Source organism: Hyphococcus lacteus (assembly GCF_041058985.1).
GTDB classification, from domain to species: domain Bacteria; phylum Pseudomonadota; class Alphaproteobacteria; order Caulobacterales; family Parvularculaceae; genus Hyphococcus; species Hyphococcus lacteus.
On record NZ_JBEHZE010000002.1, the window covers coordinates 14879 to 35334 of the forward strand.

The window sequence follows — 20456 nt, forward strand, 5'->3', positions numbered from 1 at the left end:
GTATGTGTATCCCGTCAGGGCGTTTGAGACAGTTTAGGTTGTTTTGCTAAGGGATAGTTTTTGGCTCATCGTAGTCCTTGAAGGGATTGATGATGAGAACGAGAACAGGGCCGAATGGATCGGCTGACAAGCATGTAAAAGAGATCAAGCGTAAGACACGGCGGAAGTTTTCGGCCGAGGAGAAGATCCGGATTGTTCTGGATGGCCTGCGCGGGAAAATTCGATCTCCGAGCTGTGCCGGCGCGAGGGCATCGCAGAGAGCCTGTATTATAACTGGTCGAAGGATCCTGGAGGCGGGCAAGAAGCGCCTGTCCGGTGACACAGCACGCCAGGCGACATCGGGCGAGGTGACCAGTCTGAAGCGTGAGACCCGCGACTTGAAAGAAGCGCTGGCAGAGACGCTGCTTGAGAACCGCTTGCTCAAAAAAAGCATGCTCGCGGATGGGGACGACCTAGAATGAGGTATCCCGCATCTGAAAAGCTGGAGATCATCCGGCTGGTCGAAGGCTCGCATCTACCGGTGAAGCGCACGTTGGACATGCTCGGTGTGTCCCGGCCAACCTTCTATCGCTGGTATGATCTGTACCGCCGGTTCGGCGAGACGGGTCTGGAAGATCGAAGGTCGCATCCGGGGCGCGTGTGGAACCGTATCCCGGACCACGTCCGTAAAGCCATGCTGGAGATGGCCCTGGCGCGACCAAAGCTTAGCCCCAGAGAACTGGCGGTGACGTTCACCGATGAGCGTCGTTATTTTGTCTCAGAGGCCAGTGTTTACAGGTTGCTACGCTCGCACGACCTGATTACCAGCCCTGCCTTCATCGTGATGAAGGCAGCGAACGAGTTTAGGGACAAGACGACGGCACCGAACCAACTCTGGCAGACAGACTTCACTTATTTCAAAGTCATCGGGTGGGGCTGGTGCTATCTCTCCACCATCCTGGATGACTTCTCGCGATACATCATCGCCTGGAAGCTCTGTACGGGCATGGCCGCATCAGATGTCGAGGACACGTTGAACCTGGCTCTGGAGGAAACAGGCCTGGACCGAGCCAATGTCGTGCATCGTCCGCGCCTGCTGTCTGACAATGGCCCGTGCTACATCTCTGGGCAGCTCGCCGACTATCTCGAAGACAAGGGCATGCCGCACACGCGCGGCGCGCCTTATCACCCTCAGACGCAAGGCAAGATCGAGCGCTGGCATCAGACACTCAAGAACCGCATCCTGGTAGAGAACTACTTCTTGCCGGGTGATCTTGAAAATCAGGTCGCGGCGTTCGTCGGTCACTACAACCATCAGCGCTATCACGAGAGCTCGAAAAATCTCACGCCCGCTGACGTTTACACCGGACGCGGACAGACCATCTTGCTCGCACGAGCGAAAACCAAAAGGAGGACGATGAAACAACGGCGCTTGCAGCACGCACAATCGGCTGCTTAACTGAAACCAAGATGAGCCAAGCCTCCTGAATGTCAGGCTGCTATCTGTCTCAAATTATCTGATGACGGACAATCTAATATTTTCTAGTGCATCACGAAGCCGAACCGCGCGACCATTAAACTAGAACTCCCCTTCCACAAACTAGGTAAAGCGCATTACATTTACCCCATTTTCTCTTTCGGTAGAAAGTCTGCATTTAATTTATTCGTTGAGAATACTAACTTGGATCGGATCATCTTATGGTCTTCGGATTTAATGCTTGCTTGGGGTTAGGGTTTGGCGGCGCTTTTACCGTAATGCCAATGATCCCTAAACGACAATCAGGCTTCGAATGCTCGTGCACTATACCCATGAGATGCATACGGACGATTGATGTTATAGAGATTTCGCCATTGCTCGATCAGGGTTTACACTTCCAACGGTCTCTAACCGCTTGTGTTAGCTAAAATCATCAATTCTAGATTGCATTCGCCTACGCGGACCGTTCCCAAACGCGCCTACTTATACCCCAAACGACCTACCACGATTCAATCGGTCAGCGCCATGCTGAGCAGAACCACGCCTTGATAATGAGATGCAATATACCCTTGATGGAATTCGAATCCTCACCTGCGACACAATTTGTCATAGAAATATTCTCGAAACCGATGCAACAATACATATTGGGCGCTACTGCTGGTGGAATTACCAGAACTCAATTGTCAATTTTCCGATGTAGAACGGTGGGACCTCATGACTTCCCGACTCACGAAAGCTGAACGCGAAACGGCACTATTTCTGGCGATCTTCCTCGCTGTCGCAGGGACCGTCTTGGCGCTGATCGGTCGCAACGATCTGCTTGGCGTACACGGCGTATTGCTGGCCGTCTCCGGATACGCGTTGACCTTCTTTTTAATGAAAGACCAATCCAATTCGGAACCTATTCGCGAAGGAAAGTATTATGACGACCCAACCAAAACCGGTATCGCCCTTGCGCTAGCTTGGGCAATTGTCGGCATGTTCGTCGGCGATTGGGTTGCTTGGTTACTCGTGTTTCCCGACGCGACCTTCGATGCAAGCTGGGCGAGCTTCGGTCGGTTACGACCCGTCCATACCTCAGGGGTCATTTTTGGCTTCGGCGGCAACGCATTAATTGCCACTTCATTTCACGTTGTTCAACGTACGTGCCGTACACGGCTCTCTGACCACGTGAGCCCCTGGGTTGTGGTTGTCGGCTTTAATCTCTTTTGTTTAATGGCCGCCAGTGGCTACTTAATGGGTATTACGAACTCCAAAGAATATGCCGAACCCGAATGGTATGCCGACATATTTCTAACCATCATCTGGGTCGTATATTTCGTGTTATATTTACGCACTCTCGCCCGACGCAAAGAGCCACATATATATGTTGCAAACTGGTATTACATGTCATTCATCGTCGTCGTTGCGATGCTGCATATCCTTAACAACCTAGCGGTTCCTGTCTCACTCGGGCACGCAAAAAGCTATTCGCTATTTTCCGGCGTACAAGATGCAATGATACAATGGTGGTACGGGCACAATGCTGTCGCTTTCTTTCTGACCACCGGCTTCCTCGGTATGCTGTACTACTACCTGCCCAAACGTGCCGGGCGGCCTATTTTTTCCTACCGCCTATCAATCATCAGTTTTTGGGGCATCGTCTTTCTGTATATGTGGGCCGGTTCGCACCATTTGCATTACACTGCTCTGCCCCATTGGGTTCAAACGCTCGGCATGACGTTTTCGATTATGTTACTTGTGCCGTCATGGGCATCGGCAGGAAACGCGCTGCTGACATTAAACGGCGCATGGGGAAAGGTTCGCGATGACGCGACACTGCGTTTCATGATGGTAGCCGCGGTATTTTATGGCCTTTCCACGTTTGAGGGGTCGTTCATGGCTATCCGACCAGTCAATTCTCTTTCTCATTATACTGACTGGACCATTGGCCATGTTCACTCTGGCGCACTTGGCTGGGTTGCAATGATCACCTTCGGATCAATTTACACACTCACTCCTTGGTTGTGGCGTAAAGAACGGATGTACTCCAACAAGCTCATTGAGGCTCATTTCTGGCTCGCGCTCATCGGTACAATGATCTACGTCTTTGCGATGTGGAATTCAGGCGTCATCCAAGGACTGATGTGGCGTACCTACAGCGAAGACGGTACGCTGGCATACTCTTTCATCGAGTCCGTTGCGGCGATGAAACCATACTACGCCGCTCGAGCAATTGGTGGGCTGTTCTTCCTGCTCGGCACTATCATTTGTGCATACAACGTTTGGAAGACCACAAAATTGCCAACGATAGCACACCAATCGCCAGACAAGCCACCGTTACCCGTCCGTGGCGGCCCGCAATCCATGCAACCGGCAGAATAGGAACACGCTATCATGCTAGGAAAACATGCAAAACTTGAACGTACAGCAATCGGCTTCGCAATCGCTATCATGGTTGTCGCATCGATCGGCGGTTTTATCGAGATCGCACCACTCTTCACAATCGATGAAACTGTCGAAGATGCGCCGGACATGCGGGTTTACACCCCGCTCGAACTCGCCGGTCGTAATATTTACGTTCGTGAAGGCTGCTACGCATGTCATTCACAGATGATCCGGACGCTTCAGGATGAAGTTGAACGCTACGGGCCTTACTCACTTGCAGTTGAATCAAAATATGATCACCCGATGTTGTGGGGGTCAAAGCGCACTGGCCCTGACCTCGCAAGGATCGGCGGAAAATACTCAGACAAGTGGCACGTTGATCACCTAATGGATCCACGCGCTGTTTCACCATTATCTGTTATGCCTGCTTATCGTTGGCTCGCCCGAAATGAGCTCGTTATAGACGATCTACCATTGCACTTGCGCGCGCTGCGCAAAGTTGGCGTGCCGTATACCGATGAAATGATTGAAAATGCCGATCAGGATGCATATGGCCAAGCCAACCCGAACTCAGACGCTGTCGACGCATTTTTTGCCCGCTATGGTAACGATTCTAACAGCCGTTTCTTTGATGGCGATCAACGAAGACTTACTGAAATGGATGCCTTGGTCGCGTATCTACAAATACTAGGTCGGCTAACAGATGCTGCTGATCAAGGCTTGAGAGAACAACCTGTAACGGCGGAAGGAACCAACCTGTGAACATAGATCATAATACGTTAGTTCTTTTCGCTAAATCTTTTGGCTTATTCTATATGATGGCTGTTTTTGCTTGTGTGGTCGTTTACGCCTGCTGGCCCTCCAATCAATCAAAATTCGACCGCGCTGCCCGCAGCATTCTTGAAGTGGATGGAGAATAATGGGCGAGCCAGAACGCGATCCATATACCGGACGTATGACAACGGGCCATGAATGGAATGGTATCAATGAACTTGCGACACCTGTCCCGAAGCTCGTTCTCATTTTCCTTGCACTTACGTTTATTTCGTCACTGATAATCTGGATTCTCGCGCCAGCGTGGCCTAGCGTAAATAACTACACCAAGGGCATATTAGGTATTGATCAGCGTACGACGCTAGAAAATAGCCTTGAAAAAGCCGACGCGATCACAACCCCTTGGCGCAACGAAATTAACTCGAAAGAATTCACAGAAATTCTCAACAACGATGACCTGATGAAGACTGTGCGACAGCATGGTGCACGTCTTTTCGCAGATAACTGCGCAATGTGCCACGGCACTGATGCAACAGGCGGTTATGGTTATCCAAGCTTGGTCGACGACCAATGGCTATGGGGCGGCGATCCCGCAACAATTATGGAGACCCTACGAATTGGCGTGAACTCCGGCCACAGCGAATCACGAATAAGCCAAATGATGGCTTATGGCCGTGACGGAATTTTAACATTAGATCAGCGCCGCACAGTCGGTTCCTACATTCTTTCACTTACTCAAGGCACCAACGCAGATGATGCCAAGTTGAAAGCGGGCAGTGAAATATTTATGCAACAATGCCAAAGTTGCCACGGTAGTGATGGTCGCGGCATGCGGTCTGTTGGTGCCCCGAACCTCACCGATGACTTCTGGATTTATGGCGGTGACCCAGTCGCCATAGATCAAACACTCCGGGAAGGCCGCCAAGGCGTGATGCCTTTCTGGGACGACAGACTTAGCCTCGCTGATCGAAAAGCCCTAACCTTATATGTTCTTGATCTTGCGGAGACACGAAAGTGATAACCGGGCGGAACGAGCAAAGAAACTCAAGACGAGCGTCTCTTTTTAACAAGCGCGCGTTTTGGATTTCGGTGGCACTGCTAGCCATATTGGGCGTCATCGCGGCGAACACGCATCTTGTCTATATCGCGATGCAATCTCAGCCCGACTGTGTCGCCCATAGTCGTGACCCAAACGAAACGCCGAACACCTATCGAGCAGCGAAATCTGGATGTACCTGGCGCGGAGAGAACCAAAATGATTGAAACTGCCCAAGCCACCCCAGACGCGCCCATGACTAGGCGCCATCAGTTGGGCTTACCATTGTCAACACCCTTTAATTGGTTGAGTGCTGGGTTCGCTGATACATTTCGTTATCCTTTAAGTAGCCTCGCATATGGATTAGTCGTGGTTGTCATTTCGGGGCTTCTCGTTGGCGGACTTCTTGAATTAGGGCTCGACTATATCCTCTTTCCTGCACTGTCAGGTTTTATGGTCATGGGACCTGCAATTGCCGTTGGTTTATATGAAAAAAGCCGTCGTCTTGAGAACGGCGAACCTGTTTCGCTTTCTGCAATGGTATTTGTCCGTGCAAAATCGCTAGGACAAATCCTATTTGTAGGCGTAATCATGATGCTTCTTTTAATTTTATGGTTGCGAGCTGCCGTTCTTCTTTACGCGCTCTTTTTCGGTATGCTGCCGTTCCCCGGTATTCATGAAATTGCCATTACCATACTAACCACCCCCCGCGGCTGGGGGTTACTTAGTATCGGAACACTAACCGGTGGCCTGTTTGCAGCATTTGCCTTCGCAATTAGTGCCTACTCGATTCCAATGTTACTCAATGAACGTATTGATGCATTTACGGCTATGGGAACGAGCATTGCATTCTCCTGGGCAAATAGAGGCGTTGCGATCGTCTGGGGAGCGATCATCCTAGTGTTATTTTTATTCAGCTTAGCGACGGGCTTCCTCGGGCTGATCGTCATTTTTCCCGTTATTGGTCACGCAACATGGCATGCATACCGAACCATGACACAAGGTAAACGCATGTATGATGTACAGGCAGAAACTACGTGAACCAAACGGATACCGCCGGAGAGGAGCTCTTACTTGCCAGTCGTGAGATCGACGACGACCTATTTCAGACTGTATTATCAGCTCCCGGCATAAAGTGTGCCGGCTGTATCGACAAAATTGAAAGTGGCATCACAAAAATACCAAATGTGGTACGTACACGCGTAAATTTATCAACCAAACGCGTGACCGTCGACTGGAAAAAATCAAATAACGCTCCGCCGTTAATTGACGCATTAGGCCAACTTGGTTTCCAAGCGCATTTAAGCAACTGTGACACGAAGCCGTCCGACAATGAACTACGTACGCTCATCCGTGCGCTCGCCGTCGCGGGGTTCGGCGCTGCAAATATCATGATGCTATCTGTGGGGGTCTGGGCTGGTGCCGACGAAGAAACGCGTACGTTATTTCATTGGATTTCAGCGTTCATCGCATTACCGGTTATGGTCTTTAGCGGCAAAATTTTCTTTTCGTCCGCATGGTCTGCGCTAAAATCAGGCGGAACAAATATGGATGTACCCATATCCGCGGGCGTCATTATCACTTTTACCATGAGCCTCTACGACACTATAACCGGTGGCCAGCATGCCTATTTTGACGCCGCGACGAGTTTACTCTTTTTTCTCCTGATAGGACGCACGCTTGATTATGTCGTTCGTGCGCGCGCCCATAGCGCCATTGACGGTCTACGCAAGTTAGCGCCCGAAGGCGCTGCTGTAATCCAGCCCGATGGGTCAACACGATACAGCCCAATCGAGCAAATTCAGCCCGGCATGGAAATGCGTATCCCCGCAGGTGCGCGCATTCCCGTCAACGGAACGATCACCGATGGCCGTTCTGATATTGACCACTCCGTCATCAATGGAGAGAGCGAACCACGCTCGACACATATAGGTGATACTGTGCTCGCCGGTGCTCTCAACCTTACCGGCCCAATAGTGATCAAAGCCTCATCCACCTCTAACACTTCATTTATTTCCGACATGATCCGCCTTATGGAATCGGCTGAAACCTCTCGTCACGGTTATCAACGAATTGCAGATCGGGTATCTAAACTTTACACTCCAGTTGTTCATATCGGTGCCGTTCTAGCGTTTCTGCTCTGGTTTCTTATTGATGGAAATGCGCATCACGCTCTCACCGTTGCTGTGAGTGTGCTGATCATCACCTGCCCCTGCGCCCTTGGACTGGCAACCCCTATGGTGCAGGTCATAGCAGCACAACGTCTTTACCGTAATGGTATTCTCATCAAAGGCGGTACCGCATTAGAAAAGCTCGCCGACATAGACTCGGTCATTTTTGACAAAACAGGTACTCTCACAGAAGGGTCCCCTCATCTAACAAATTGTGGTACTGTAGATGAAAGAACACTCCGCCTCGCCGCCTCAATCGCCGCACATTCGTCTCACCCATACTCAAAGGCTCTCGCACAATCGATACCGCCCCCAATGCAAGTGCAATTTAAAACAAATCAGTTTACTGAGCATCCGGGCGATGGAATAGAATCCAAAATTGATGGCGCTGTTTATCGGCTCGGACGTGCCGGCTGGGCGTCCGGCGACGCAGAATCACGAGACCATAAACACTACTCAACTGTCATTTTTGGCGTTTCCGGCCGAACACTCGCGACGTTCAAATTTATTGATGGGCTAAAGCCATCCGCAAGCGACGCCCTTAAAGAATTGAAAAACAACAATTTATCTATCGAGATACTGTCCGGCGATCGAAAGGGACCGGTTGCTGAGGTCGCAGCTCTTCTCGGCGGTGTTCCATATTTCGCAAACCTGCGACCCCAGGCCAAACTCGCTCATATTACTAAGCAGGCGGCACGAGGCCACAAGGTCTTGATGGTCGGGGACGGTATCAACGATGCGCCCGCTCTCGCTGGTGCATATGTGTCAATGGCTCCCGGCAACGCCGCAGACATCGGTCGGACGGCTGCTGACATCATATTTCTCAACAATGGGCTTGAAGCCGTCACGACAACCTATCTCACCGCGCGCAATGCTAAGACACTAATACGGCAAAATATCGCTTTCGCTATTCTCTACAATGGAGTTGCTATACCGCTAGCATTTCTTGGTTTTATTACGCCGCTAATCGCAGCGATAGCAATGTCCACATCATCAATCGTCGTAGTTCTAAATTCGCTTCGTCTTGGAATGGGAGAGCAAAAACAACTTGTCAAAACAATTAAGAACAAGAACGTCGCGCGCACGCCAACCCAATATCACGGAGCAGCTTGATGATCGTTATAGCTCTCCTAGTGCTGGTCTCCATAATACTCGGTGCGGCCAGTCTTGCTTTATTCCTTTGGACTCTCAGAATCGGACAGTACGACGACCTTGATGGCGCGGCAGAGCGAATCCTAATTGATGAAAATGAAACCGATACAACGCAAAATAACTAATCTTTAGACTGATGAATATGTTGTATTATCTGGATTAGTGCCCGAGAAACAATAAATAGCCCCGCAAAAATTGGTTTTCAGTTCACATCCAGCCATTCGTTCTCAGCAATGTCAAAATCGGTTTGTAACCGTGGCGACCATATTGAGTTTTCTAATTCAATGATCGTGAAGGTTAGCACATCTTCATCGTCAATGCACTGTGGTTCTCTCCACTGAGTTGGACGGTGCTGTAGAAAAAACGGCGAGTCAAGCGCTCTGAGACGTCGAATTTGCCACATGCGTGTTCAATAAACATGCGTTTGCGCGAGGGCGCTACCAGTTTCCCGAGGCAGTCCCTTTCAAGACCGCCTGTGGAGTTATGCATCCGCGGGAAGCCGTTTCAAGCGGCCATTCTCATGGACTTTTAAACGCTTCGTTAGCTCGACCTTCATGTAACCCGTCAGCGCATGAAGGAACGGAAGTTGCGGTTGGTCCGACTTTTCCAGAGTGCTACAACGCTTGGCGACCCGATCCCGCCGGGGTTCAAGTTGCGGTTGGTCCGACTTTTCCAGAGTGCTACAACGTCACATTTGGTAGACGGAACCGCTCCGCTGTTGCGGTTGGTCCGACTTTTCCAGAGTGCTACAACCTTCTAAGCGTGACGTGATCGAATCAACCGTTGCGGTTGGTCCGACTTTTCCAGAGTGCTACAACGCTTGGTGTCACCAATGCCATCACCACAAAGTTGCGGTTGGTCCGACTTTTCCAGAGTGCTACAACAATGGCGTAGTGGTAGCAGTACCAAATGCAGTTGCGGTTGGTCCGACTTTTCCAGAGTGCTACAACGTTTTGGGCGATGGTTTCCATCTCACCTGTGTTGCGGTTGGTCCGACTTTTCCAGAGTGCTACAACCGCTGTGTGGGTAGACGATTGAAAAGAAAGAGAATTATCACTTTGTCTGTTTCGAAAAGTCGTCTACTCGCCTTAGAACATGACAAGTTGATCGGGGTTTTCACGCGAATCATTGCGTCTTCGGCCTCTCAGTGAAACGATATCTGCGTATTGGCGATCGGTAAATTGCAGAATATCTACATGGCCTTCCAGCTGCACGGCAGTTTTTATCCGATCAATAATTGGTACCGATTGGGTTCGGCCCGTCGTATGACGAAGATATACTGAATATTGCGCCATGACAAAGCTCTGATCCAATAGAAACTCACGAAATTGCGTATAAGCTTTGCGCTCTTCCGGCGTTGTTGTGGGCAAATCGAAGAGAACCATGATCCACATATGCTGATAAGCGGAAAGGTGCGACAGCGCCCTCACTCGCCACCTCCTGTCGGATTGAAAAGTAAGCCGTCTGGTAGGTACAATTTGCTCTGTTCACCAAGGCAAATGCGGGCAAAGCTCTGACACAAGCGGTTGAGGCAAGATTGGACAGGACTTGCGCCATGCGCCGTTCGCAAATCAAGATTGAGCACCTCAATGATCGCTGCTTTGTTGTCCCGGTTCAGGTCGGATAAATTTTCCATTTGACGCAATGCGCGTCGGCGAACCGTGAGGTCGACCCAAGGCCGGAAGGGCTCCATAATATCGGAGGCGAGCCTAAGGGCTTCTCCTCTGCTTTCATGATGAACAGAAAGGCTTGGATGGAGTCCGGCGGACAGGATGCTTCGCGCAGCGCCAGCCCGAAGAACCGCATATCCATAATTGAGCCAACCATTTAAACCAGCGGACGCGCTATCACGTTTAAAATGCTCATCCATCTCGGCCATAATGCGCGGCCAGTATTTGCGCGCTGCCTGGGCCTCATAATTATCCGGATCGCCGGAACGCACAACCAGCACAACAGCTTGGAACAATCGTTTATCGGCCTTGGTGTCGCGCGGACTTTTGCGAGAATTCACACGTGGTCGGGCAAAGTTTTACCGATCGCTGGTTGAGGAGAATGCATGATGGGTGCCGAGTTTCTGAAAAAGACGCGCAACACAAACGCAAAGAGCCTCGACAAAGGACGCGCGCGGCTTGCAACGCCGGATTTGTTTACGCGAACGCCAGACGATCAACCGCGAAGCGCCGTTGCGAAAATCAACGCCGGCACCGCGCTCTCTTGCGGCGAGAAGGTCATTGTCGAATCCGACGGCAAGTCGTTGAGCGCCGTTATCGGCCACAAAACAGTTGCCACATTTGCAAACCCGCCCGCCGACGTCGTTTCTGCAATTTCCAATAGCGGCGGTGTCGCCAAAGGCGAAGTTTCAAAAATCAACCCGATCTCAAAAACCGCGGATATCAAATTATGCTGAATGTTGAACGCGAAGACACCCGGAGCAACAGAGTTATCATCCGCACTTTGACGGACTCGCCTGGCGTTCATCCAATGTGCCTGGGCTGTGCCTCATGTAAAACTCGTGATGTTTGCGGCGGATTATGTGTGGAAGCCAATATTGAAGACTGCCTGTGGCTATGCTGCGGTAAACCAGAAACCTGTAATCGGGTCTGCAAAAACCACCGCCACAAATTTGTCGATCAGGTCCGCGAAATTGGCGGCTTCCGGCTTCGGGACGTGCCGCGCGCGCCTGCGCTGAGCCGTCCAACTCTGCCGCCGGTCGTGCCTCTGGTGTATCACGGTAGCAGTCGCAAAACGCCGCTGGCAAACCCCGTGGTTGCGCTCCGCATGGCAGATCTTGTTAATTTTGTGACGCGCAAGCCTCGATTTGAAATCCGTGAGGCCCTAATCGAAAGTTTTGGTTTGTCTTCGGACGCTCGAATCATTTTGTCCGGGATCGACAAGGACGAACGAATTGAACCCTTCTGGTCGCTCGGCGACGAGATGGAAAACATCGTCCGGTCTTTTAAGGAAATCGGCGTTGAACATGTGACGACGCCAAACTTCAGTGTCGTTCTTGATCATCCGCGCTACGAAGATCTCCACTCGATCAAAAAGATCGGACTCATGTTCGCCGCATTTCAATCAGCCGGTATGCCATGCGCGCTCCATCCCAATGGACGCACTGAAAAAGATGCAGAACGGTGGTCTCGGTTTGTCGCGGAACGTTTCGAGGTCGAGGCCCTCGCCTATGAGTTTATTACGGGCCCTTCCAGAAAAGATCGAAAGTCATTTCACGTCGATCACCTCACCATGATCGCCGAAAATTGCCCACGCCCTTTAGATATCATCTTAAGGGGTGATCCTGACGTCATCCCGGCGCTTCGCAAAGTTTTCCGCACGGTTACTTATATCGATACCACCGGGTTCATGCGCTCCATCAAAAGGCAACGCGCTGTCCGGGTGGGTAATGACCATCTCGAATGGACGCCGACGCCGACAGCCAAAGGTGCGCCTATTGACGAGCTCGTGGAGTACAATCTGCGCGAACGTGAGCTGCTATTGAAGTCGCTCTACTTTGCGGATCTCAAACCGCTTCGAAAAGCGGCGTGAGGTGAACCATCGAACCCCTTTCCTTCGAATTTGTGGACGACGTCTGCTTTGCGCTTGAAGACGGTGGCGTCTCTCAAGATGGCTGGCCTGTTGCCAATGCAGAGTCAATCGGTCCGTTGTTGGAGTTGCATCACGCACAACCCTGGCTGATGGGCGACAATCCTTCATGGCTACATTCCAACGCCATGTCGCCGTTGATCAGAGCCATCATCAGTCGGAAAACATATTTCCTCGAAGGCGATCGCCATTTCGGCTTCGCCTCCGCGACTAAATTGGACGACGACGCCAATCTTTTCACGGACTTTACCTACCGAGCGCGGAGAGCAGCACAGCGGGCTGGCTTTCACCGAAGCGACGCAAACATGCTGACGGCCGCTGCGACGGAACTCCACGGCAATATCCTCGAGCACAGCGAGGCGTCAGACTCGGGCTATATCGCATTCGCCGCAACGGAAAACGCTTTCGAGTTTGTCGTCGCGGATCGCGGCATTGGGGTTTTAAGGAGCCTAAGGCAAAATCCCAAATTCGCTGCGCTTTCAGATGCCGGTACGGCGCTGGAGCTCGCGCTCACAGAGGGGAATTCAAGGTTTGCCGATGAACCGGATCGCGGCCGCGGATTTCGGCCAATATTTATCGGATTGGCGAACGTCAGCGATCATGTTCGTTTTCGCTCCGACGACCATGCGCGCGAACTCATCCGCGCGCCCGACGGTGCCATTCCTGCGCATACGAGTCAGAAGCCAACCGCACCCGGGTTTTTTTCCTTTGTTCGCTGCGTTCCGATTCAATAATTTCCTATTGCGCAAAAGATCAGGGTGTTGCTGGGCGAAATTCGAACATCCGCTTCATGCGCGGTCTCGGATTTCGGTAATATTCTCTCATCGGACTAAAGCTAGCGTAGACCGGTTCATTCTGTAATGCGAAATGAAATCGCTAATTGAAGTCTTGCCACATCCGGCCATTGATTTCTGCCTCAATCGCATGCTCAACACGGCGCGAAAGCTGTTCGATGGTCTCGTCTTCCGGTCTGCCGTCTAAATGATTTTTGATCTCGTCAAAGCGGCGATGCACCTCACGTCGTGCCAATCTTGATCCGCCCGATTGAATATAGGCGGCAAAAGCCGCCATCTCGGCACTCAGATAGCCGCGACGTATACTGATATTGAGTAGTTCTGCGGCTGGCGGAGGTTTGACTTCCGGCGTATCCCCGTCAGTTGCGCGTTGCAGCAAATCGGCGACAGAACCAAAAATATGGGCGAGATCAGGAACGACCCGGATCACGAATTTCCGCGCGCTGGTGCTTCGCTTTTTATCCTGCGTTCTTCCGGGTAAGAGCTTTTGGATCTCTTTAAAAGTCGCACCCGACATCCACGCCAGAAGCGCATCCCGCAAGAGCGGGACCGCGAATACCGCTCGCGCGGCATTGTCGTCTAATTTCTTAAACGCGGACCCAAAAAGATATTCTAGCGTGTCTTGACGGATTAATCGAAACATGTTGTCGGGATGGGCCGCGAACCAGCCGAACAGCCAGTCACACCAATCCGACAGCTCCGCGTCGTCCCCCGGTCCATCTCCTTCCAGCGCGCCGCGCAAATCGCGAAGAACGCCTTCTGGCAAGCCTAGTTTGGCGGCAATTTTCCGAAGCATCCCAGCGTCATCACCAGGTTCAGCCGTATCGGCCAGCAGCGCCCGAGCCGAGGCCAAACGCGTTTGCACCCACTCAGCATCACCAGCCTGACGCTTGCGATAGGCGGCGAAACTTCTTGAAAGGTCCGACCGTCTTTCATCCTCAGCTTCCATCCCTTCCTCAGGAACAAGGCGTGTGACCACGTAGCGTTCCAGATCACCGGTCTCATCACGGCGGTCGTGAATTCTGTCCATGACCTCCGTGAGTGGATCGTCGAGATCAAGGCACTGATCGGACTGCGAGAAAATGGAGCGGAGCTTATTCCACTGATGACCAATTTTATTGGTACCAAGATTGATGCCGGTGACTTTGCTCGGGATCACCACCACCATGCCGGTGGCGTTTTCGCCTGCCCGCCCCGCGCGCCCGGCCGCATTCAACAAGTCCTCCGCCTTGAGAATACTCCGCCCGCCGGTCTCGGCATTGTATTCACTGTCGGTGGATAAGATCACAAGCTCGGCAGGCAAATTCATACCCTGCGCCAACGTCGATGTTGCCGCGAGAACACTGACGGCACCGTCACGCCGATAAAGCGATTCAGCAACCTGGCGCTCTTCAGGCAGCAGCTGTCCGTGGTGGCACGTTGCTGGAGCGGCAAGGCGGCCATCTCGCATGTCGACGTAAAGTTGATCAGCCCCGCCCAACTCATCAATCGCGGTCTGCAGCGCAGCATTTTCGGTCTCTGTCAGTTCGACGTCGACCTCGCCCATGAGACCTGCGGCGCGTTCCGCGATCGATGCCGCAATAGGGATTGTCGGCGCAAAAACCAAAGTGCGAACGCCAGCTTGAGCCGCCGCCGCCGCGAGCGATCCTGCGAGAACGCCGGCATTGGCGGTGAAGCCCCAACGTTCGTTGAGCCCGAGCGGAAGCTTGTCGGGATAAAAGGGCAGCAATGCGTAATCAGCGCGCGCCTGAGACGCCCATGTTTGCTTCACGCTGAAAAAACCGAGCGGCTGTGCAGTCATCCTTCGCGCCACAGCCGCTGACGCTCTCCCCTTCGGCTTTTCCTTATGCGCGGCAACCAGCTTGGCCCTTAAATCCTTGATCGCGTTAAGATCGTATACGATACACCCGCGTAGCTGCCGCGTCGGCTTCCAAGGGTGGTCGAGCGAAAGTGCAGGACGTGCTGTAAGTTCACTGATCCAGCCCGTCAATTCGTCGGTGTTTCGCATCATCGCGGAAAGAAGAACAAAGTCCGCCCCCGGTGCCACACGCGCAAGAGCGAGGATACAAAGCATCGCGTCAAGCGCGCGACGACTTCCATCGGTCTTTGGATGGACGAGATGGCACTCGTCGAAAATGACGAGGCCCAAATCTTCAAAAGCTTCCGGGTCCACATGAGAAAGCAGCAGACAGGCCTCCGGCGTCAGAACGCGGATGTCCGGCAACTCTTCCGCGCCGTCAGCGCCGAATTCATCTTCTCGCTGACCCCGAACGCGCGCTCTCGGAAACGCCTTGCTCAAATCCCGAGCGGTCTGGTCCACCAAAGCATGGGTCGGCGCGAGAAAAACAGCTGTGCGCCCTGCCAGAAGGACAGCCTGAATTTTGAGCTGGGACACCGTCGACTTACCGGCACCGGTCGGAAATCCGATGACGGATGAGACGCCTGGTTCCAGACAGCCTTTTTCGATCGCGTCTTGGTGGTTGCGCCAAAGATAAGGACGGCTCGCCGCGATAGTCCGCTTCGCTTTGCGCCATGGTTCTCCAGGCACGTTAGTAGGCGGCGGAATATTGATCAATGCTCCTTCAAGCAGCGTGTCGCCAATCGCGATCAACAGCCCGGCAAGTTGATAAGGGCCTGGGAACACCGCGATTGGGCCATGCTTAGTCTCACCCATCTTAACAGTTGTGAGCGGCGCTGCGAGGCCTTGTACGTTCCGGAACACCGAGACCGGATTGTGCATGCCTTTTTTGCGGCGGCCTTGCAGCCGAAAGGCGAGCGCGCGAACCCCTTGGAGAAGCTCAAAGTACAACGCCTCAACGGCGCGTTCAGCCCCTTCAGCGCGAATAAGCCCGTCCGCCGATGGCGGCGCCCGGTCGGTCAGGCGTCCGACCTGACCTTGCGCGAGCATGATCAGTGCCAAGATCAGTTCAGACTGTAAAGGTACGCCGCGCGGCACTTTCATCTTACGCGCTATTTCTGTGGCGTCCGCTGACGCTTCCGCGACCAAAAAAAGCAGCATCGCTGAGAGGTCGGGACTGATCCCGTCGGCTTCGACGAACGCGCGATCTTCATTGACGCGAGCGAGCGCATCGACCTGACGAATCAACTGATATGCCGTAGCGGCCACGAAGGCCGCAGCGGCTTTGTCTTCGCGATCTGGAGCGATCGCCACCAGAGCTTCGTTTGTGTGTGCGAGCCGCCGCGCAAATGAATGCGTGTTTCGCAAGGACTCGGGCTCCGCATCGCCGTCGCGCAAGGCGACTCGCGCGGATGCGATTTCGGCAAAAGCGCGCGATAAGGTGTCCGGCAATCCTTCGCGATCAAGCTCCGGTAGTTCTGGCGTCAGGCGAATGAGCGAGGCTGTTGAGGGATCATACATACGCACCATCCTGCTCAAAAGCTGCCTCTGCGGCGTCGATTACTGCCACAGCTTTGGCTGCAAGCGCACCAATCCACTCGCGAACGTCCTCAAGATAGAGAGTTTCGGCCTGACGCCGCTCCACATCTCCATCGACCGTCTCTTCATAGCCCTTGAACAGCCGCTTGCGGCCAGCCGACGTGGCGTGGGTATCACCGACCGTCACAGCAACCCGATAGGCCCGAACATCCTCCCACAAAATATCAGCTACCACCGCGTCAGGATCGTCTTCAGCCGATGTCGCCAGCAGCGAGGTCACGCCTGCGATAAGCTCATGGTCCCGGACGCCGGTCTCGAAATCTTCGAACTCCGGCCAGACCTGTGAGTATACTTTCTGACGGGGATGCTCCGTCGCTTTTTCTTCGCAGATCACGACGTGCGCGACGTCATCGTCATCAAACCGGATCAGGAGACCATCGAGCCCCTTGTCGGCCTTGCGGATTTGAGGCGCCCGTATCAGCGCGTTCTCTTCCTGAGTGTTCAATGCAATCCATGAGATCGCCTGAAACACCCAGCCATCGCGATGGTAAGGATCGTCGTCCTCGTCTTTGAGCGTCAGCAACGCTCTGGCGCCAGCAAATCCGCCTTTCGGAAAACCCGTCGGTGCGGCGTTGAGTTTCTTGAGAACCTTTCCGACCACGCGCGATTGGCCGATCGCGATACGCGCGATCATCTCAGCGAGCGTGTCTTCATCATCGACGCTCCAAGTGGCACCGTGCCAGTCATTACCTGACGAAATGGGCGTGAATGAAAGCGGCATCTTTCCCAACTTTTTCGCATGTTTTTCAGCCATGCAATTTAAGGAACTCAGACTCAACTATGGCTGTATTTGGAAAGAAGTGCCAACTAGCGCTAAAATTCAGAATGTCCGCTTTTGCGCGCGTTGCTGACCTTTTTTGAGATCGAAAACAAGTCCCTTTGAATCGGTGCCATAGAAATTCACAATCGTTAGCGTTCGAACCCACCCCCAACGCGGCCGCTATTCCCGAACAATTCACTGGACTTCCTCCTTATAAAGAGCGTTGCTGTGGCTATCGCGAATGCCTTGTTTCGCCCCTGCCCGACCGTCTCCGACGCCGGGCTTGTCGCGGTGCAACAACGAGGAGGCAATCATGGGCCAACATGGAAAAACTACGGCTAAGCACCGGACTAAAAACAACGCACCTGAAAAATCGAAGAAGGATCGAATTCTAGCGCAGCTACGGCGTAAAAGCGGGGCAAGCCTTGAGGATTTAGCCGCGGTCTCTGGGTGGCAAGACCATTCTATTCGCGGGTTTTTATCCGGGACCGTGAAGAAGAAACTCGGCTATACGCTGGTGGCGGAAAAGCCAAATAAGGGCCCTCAGCGCTATTACATCCGAGATGCTAAATGACCCGGTATGGTGATACCGCCGCGTTGGAACAGGCACTCTCCAGCCTTGATGATCTTTCATTTGGGGACCTGAAGCAGCTCTATCACAAGCACCACAAACGCACGCCGCCTAAACGCATCGGCCGCACGCTTTTAATCCTCGCCATCGCCTATGAGATGCAGCGTAAATTCCATCGCGTACGTGTTGATCGTCTGCACAAGCGCGTTATGGCACAGAGTTCAAGTAGCAAAGGGCGTCAGGGTCCTTCCAAAGTAAAGATTGCCCCTCGCCAATCCCTGCGGCCGGGCGGGCGGCTGGTCCGCGAATGGCGCGGCAAGCAATATGAGGTCTATGTCGCGGGTGATGGCTGCTATTTAGACGGTAAGCGCTTTCGATCACTGTCGGCGGCTGCGGAAGCCATTACCGGTGTCAAACGCAATGGCCCAGCGTTCTTTGGGCTGCGTTCCGCGAGAGTGGTGGCGCAATGAAACGCTGCGCCATCTATACCCGTAAATCGACGGAGGAAGGGCTTGATCAAGCCTTTAACTCTCTCGATGCCCAGCGGGAGGCCTGCGAGGCCTATATCGCGTCCCAGCGACATGAGGGCTGGAAACTGGTCAAGACCCGTTTTGATGATGGGGGCCTCTCCGGCGGTAATATGGACCGTCCTGCACTCAAGGCGCTGCTGGCAGAGATTGATGCTGGGCGCATTGATCTCATCGTCGTCTACAAGGTGGACCGCCTCACCCGATCGCTTGCCGACTTCGCTAAACTGGTGGAACGCTTTGATGCACAAGAGGTCTCCTTCGTCTCTGTAACCCAGCAGTTCAATACGTCGTCCTCCATGGGTCGGTTAACGCTCAATGTCCTCTTATCCTTTGCCCAGTTCGAACGGGAGGTCACGGCCGAACGCATCAAGGACAAGATTGCAGCCTCTCGCCGCAAAGGCCTGTGGACCGGCGGCAACCCACCCCTCGGCTATGACAATATCGATAAGAAGCTTGTGGTGAATGAGGCCGAAGCCAAAACCGTCAGAAGGTTATTTGAGCTTTATCTTGAGACTGTTTGTGTCCGCAGCGTTCTGAAGATTGCAAGGGATGAAGGTCTGCAATCCAAACAACGATCCCATGGTGGCGGAAAACCAATCACGCGCGGGCCGCTTTATCATATCCTGGCCAATCCAATCTACGTTGGCCTTGTGCGATGTGGAAGCGAGTTGCATGAAGGTGCACATGACGCGATTGTCGACAAAGCCCTTTGGGACAACGTGCAATCGAAGCGTCGCGCTGCAAGTCAACGCAAAGGCATTAAAACCAGATCGAGTAATCCCTTATCTGGTAAGCTCTTTGCTGATGGTCATCGGTTGACACCGAGCCACGCCTCCAAAGGCGGCAAGCGCTACCGATACTATGTGAGCCATGCGTTCGAAAAAGGAACGGCTGCAGCAACAGCGCGCTGGCGGATTAATGCTGAAACACTTGACGCGACCATCGTCAAGGTAATGGCTGAAGGAATGGCATCACCAGATATCATGCAATCGTTGTTGCCGAAGGGCGCGAGCGCCTCGGATCTACAAGGGGCGCGCCATGCAATTGATCAGATGCACGCTGAACAATTGGGGCAATCATCACAATCAATATTGTTGCGATGGGTTACGCGTATCAAACGTGTAGACCTTTACGAAACTGGAATGGAAATCATTTTATATGCTAGCGCGCTTTTTGGAAAAGACGTCCAGCTTCCCCTGCTCGAGACTTGCGTCATTAAATCACAAACACACATTGGCAAGCGCGGCACCGGCCTTCGACTGGTGCTCGGAAAAACTGAAACCCATCCGGTGCCCAATGAAACCATCGCAGGACTATTGAAGACCGCCTTCCTCTGGCGCGACCGATGGTTCAACAATCCGGATACAGCACTCAAAGATATCGCGAAAGAAGCCAACACCGACATAAGCGATGTGAGCAAACAAATGCGCCTCGCCTTCTTAGCGCCAGATATAGTCAGAGCATTATTAGACGGAACGACCTCCGATGATTGGACGCCAGAGCGACTTCGCCGCCTTGCGGATTTGCCTCTCACTTGGTCGGAGCAGCGTCGCCTATTCGGACTGGCACAAAACTAATCAAACCAAAATCTGTGACGTAATAAGGGAAAACGCGTAGGCGTTCGGCATCATTGCCTATTCCACAGCCGATCATCGTGCCCGTTCAGTTGGTGGCCAAAATAGGCGCACGGAGATTTTTGCGAACATTGCGCTCTCTCACCCACTTTGGAGACAACAGAGACGTTCTAATCGCCCGAAATCCCGCCACACTGCGGGCCTTTTGGCGCAA

Annotated in this window: 17 protein-coding genes, 1 pseudogene and 1 CRISPR repeat array; of the genes and pseudogenes, 14 read left to right on the top strand and 4 right to left on the bottom strand. The window is 52.9% G+C overall.

Features of this window, described 5'->3' with window-relative positions; translation table 11 throughout:
- Positions 1-92: 92 nt before the first annotated feature.
- The 8 genes and pseudogenes from ABFZ84_RS13445 (at position 93) to ccoS (ending at position 9081) form a co-directional block, all read left to right on the top strand.
- Positions 93-1438: pseudogene (locus ABFZ84_RS13445) on the top strand (IS3 family transposase).
- Between the two features lie 732 nt (positions 1439-2170).
- Positions 2171-3820, top strand: a complete 1650-nt coding sequence (gene ccoN / locus ABFZ84_RS13450) for a cytochrome-c oxidase, cbb3-type subunit I (RefSeq protein ID WP_369314598.1) — start codon at positions 2171-2173, stop codon at positions 3818-3820.
- A 12-nt stretch (positions 3821-3832) separates the two neighbouring features.
- A complete protein-coding gene (gene ccoO, locus ABFZ84_RS13455; protein ID WP_369314599.1) occupies positions 3833-4585 on the top strand; it encodes a cytochrome-c oxidase, cbb3-type subunit II in 753 nt (250 codons plus the stop codon).
- Positions 4582-4743 carry a cbb3-type cytochrome c oxidase subunit 3 gene (locus ABFZ84_RS13460; protein WP_369314600.1) on the top strand — a complete coding sequence of 54 codons (162 nt, stop codon included), beginning with the start codon at positions 4582-4584 and terminating at the stop codon, positions 4741-4743. Before ccoO ends, ABFZ84_RS13460 begins: the two co-directional genes overlap by 4 nt.
- Positions 4743-5615 (top strand): cytochrome-c oxidase, cbb3-type subunit III, encoded by an 873-nt coding sequence (gene ccoP / locus ABFZ84_RS13465; RefSeq protein WP_369314601.1) that lies wholly within the window; start codon positions 4743-4745, stop codon positions 5613-5615. Before ABFZ84_RS13460 ends, ccoP begins: the two co-directional genes overlap by 1 nt.
- 237 nt (positions 5616-5852) lie before the next feature.
- Positions 5853-6674, top strand: coding sequence for a DUF2189 domain-containing protein (locus ABFZ84_RS13470; protein ID WP_369314602.1), 822 nt, complete (start codon positions 5853-5855; stop codon positions 6672-6674).
- Positions 6671-8917 carry a heavy metal translocating P-type ATPase gene (locus ABFZ84_RS13475; protein ID WP_369314603.1) on the top strand — a complete coding sequence of 749 codons (2247 nt, stop codon included), beginning with the start codon at positions 6671-6673 and terminating at the stop codon, positions 8915-8917. The genes ABFZ84_RS13470 and ABFZ84_RS13475 overlap by 4 nt, the downstream gene beginning before the upstream one ends.
- Entirely contained in the window at positions 8917-9081 is a 165-nt protein-coding gene (gene ccoS / locus ABFZ84_RS13480; RefSeq protein WP_369314604.1) for a cbb3-type cytochrome oxidase assembly protein CcoS, read from the top strand. The genes ABFZ84_RS13475 and ccoS overlap by 1 nt, the downstream gene beginning before the upstream one ends.
- 460 nt (positions 9082-9541) lie before the next feature.
- Positions 9542-9972: direct repeats of the CRISPR family, unit length 36 nt; unit sequence GTTGCGGTTGGTCCGACTTTTCCAGAGTGCTACAAC.
- Positions 9973-10044: 72 nt separating this feature from the next.
- Here the strand turns inward: ccoS and cas2 are convergent.
- A complete protein-coding gene (cas2, locus tag ABFZ84_RS13485) occupies positions 10045-10386 on the bottom strand; it encodes a CRISPR-associated endonuclease Cas2 (protein ID WP_369314605.1) in 342 nt (113 codons plus the stop codon).
- Positions 10383-10967: a type II CRISPR-associated endonuclease Cas1 gene (cas1, locus tag ABFZ84_RS13490; RefSeq protein ID WP_369314606.1), complete on the bottom strand. Its 585-nt coding sequence runs from the start codon at positions 10965-10967 to the stop codon at positions 10383-10385. The genes cas2 and cas1 overlap by 4 nt, the downstream gene beginning before the upstream one ends.
- 45 nt (positions 10968-11012) lie before the next feature.
- Here cas1 and ABFZ84_RS13495 point away from each other — a divergent pair, with 45 nt between their 5' ends.
- From ABFZ84_RS13495 to ABFZ84_RS13505, 3 genes are all read left to right on the top strand, one after another.
- Complete coding sequence (locus tag ABFZ84_RS13495) at positions 11013-11363, top strand: hypothetical protein (protein WP_369314607.1); 351 nt, start codon at positions 11013-11015, stop codon at positions 11361-11363.
- A gap of 128 nt (positions 11364-11491) precedes the next feature.
- A complete protein-coding gene (locus ABFZ84_RS13500; RefSeq protein ID WP_369314608.1) occupies positions 11492-12499 on the top strand; it encodes a hypothetical protein in 1008 nt (335 codons plus the stop codon).
- Between the two features lie 32 nt (positions 12500-12531).
- Entirely contained in the window at positions 12532-13290 is a 759-nt protein-coding gene (locus ABFZ84_RS13505) for an ATP-binding protein (protein ID WP_369314609.1), read from the top strand.
- Positions 13291-13432: 142 nt separating this feature from the next.
- Here the strand turns inward: ABFZ84_RS13505 and ABFZ84_RS13510 are convergent, their stop codons facing one another.
- Complete coding sequence (locus ABFZ84_RS13510; RefSeq protein ID WP_369314610.1) at positions 13433-16729, bottom strand: DEAD/DEAH box helicase; 3297 nt, start codon at positions 16727-16729, stop codon at positions 13433-13435.
- On the bottom strand, positions 16722-17561 hold the full coding sequence (locus ABFZ84_RS13515) for a hypothetical protein (RefSeq protein ID WP_369314611.1): 840 nt from the start codon (positions 17559-17561) through the stop codon (positions 16722-16724). The genes ABFZ84_RS13510 and ABFZ84_RS13515 overlap by 8 nt, the downstream gene beginning before the upstream one ends.
- Positions 17562-17880: 319 nt before the next feature.
- On the opposite strand from ABFZ84_RS13515, the gene ABFZ84_RS13520 reads away from it, so the two are divergent.
- From ABFZ84_RS13520 to ABFZ84_RS13530, 3 genes are read left to right on the top strand one after another with little or no spacing between them, the layout of a single operon-like run.
- Positions 17881-18141, top strand: coding sequence for a DUF3489 domain-containing protein (locus ABFZ84_RS13520; protein WP_369314612.1), 261 nt, complete (start codon positions 17881-17883; stop codon positions 18139-18141).
- On the top strand, positions 18138-18608 hold the full coding sequence (locus tag ABFZ84_RS13525; protein WP_369314613.1) for a DUF2924 domain-containing protein: 471 nt from the start codon (positions 18138-18140) through the stop codon (positions 18606-18608). The genes ABFZ84_RS13520 and ABFZ84_RS13525 overlap by 4 nt, the downstream gene beginning before the upstream one ends.
- The gene (locus ABFZ84_RS13530) at positions 18605-20245 is read left to right on the top strand and encodes a recombinase family protein (RefSeq protein ID WP_369314614.1); all 1641 of its coding nucleotides are present in this window, start codon (positions 18605-18607) and stop codon (positions 20243-20245) included. Before ABFZ84_RS13525 ends, ABFZ84_RS13530 begins: the two co-directional genes overlap by 4 nt.
- Positions 20246-20456: the final 211 nt, after the last annotated feature.

Coding starts and splice junctions, on each gene's coding strand:
- ccoN (WP_369314598.1), top strand. CDS start 2,171: ATGACTTCCCGACTCACGAAAGCTGAACGCGAAACGGCACTATTTCTG.
- ccoO (WP_369314599.1), top strand. CDS start 3,833: ATGCTAGGAAAACATGCAAAACTTGAACGTACAGCAATCGGCTTCGCA.
- ccoP (WP_369314601.1), top strand. CDS start 4,743: ATGGGCGAGCCAGAACGCGATCCATATACCGGACGTATGACAACGGGC.
- ABFZ84_RS13470 (WP_369314602.1), top strand. CDS start 5,853: ATGATTGAAACTGCCCAAGCCACCCCAGACGCGCCCATGACTAGGCGC.
- ccoS (WP_369314604.1), top strand. CDS start 8,917: ATGATCGTTATAGCTCTCCTAGTGCTGGTCTCCATAATACTCGGTGCG.
- ABFZ84_RS13495 (WP_369314607.1), top strand. CDS start 11,013: ATGATGGGTGCCGAGTTTCTGAAAAAGACGCGCAACACAAACGCAAAG.
- ABFZ84_RS13510 (WP_369314610.1), bottom strand. CDS start 16,729: ATGTATGATCCCTCAACAGCCTCGCTCATTCGCCTGACGCCAGAACTA.
- ABFZ84_RS13515 (WP_369314611.1), bottom strand. CDS start 17,561: ATGGCTGAAAAACATGCGAAAAAGTTGGGAAAGATGCCGCTTTCATTC.
- ABFZ84_RS13520 (WP_369314612.1), top strand. CDS start 17,881: ATGGGCCAACATGGAAAAACTACGGCTAAGCACCGGACTAAAAACAAC.
- ABFZ84_RS13525 (WP_369314613.1), top strand. CDS start 18,138: ATGACCCGGTATGGTGATACCGCCGCGTTGGAACAGGCACTCTCCAGC.
- ABFZ84_RS13530 (WP_369314614.1), top strand. CDS start 18,605: ATGAAACGCTGCGCCATCTATACCCGTAAATCGACGGAGGAAGGGCTT.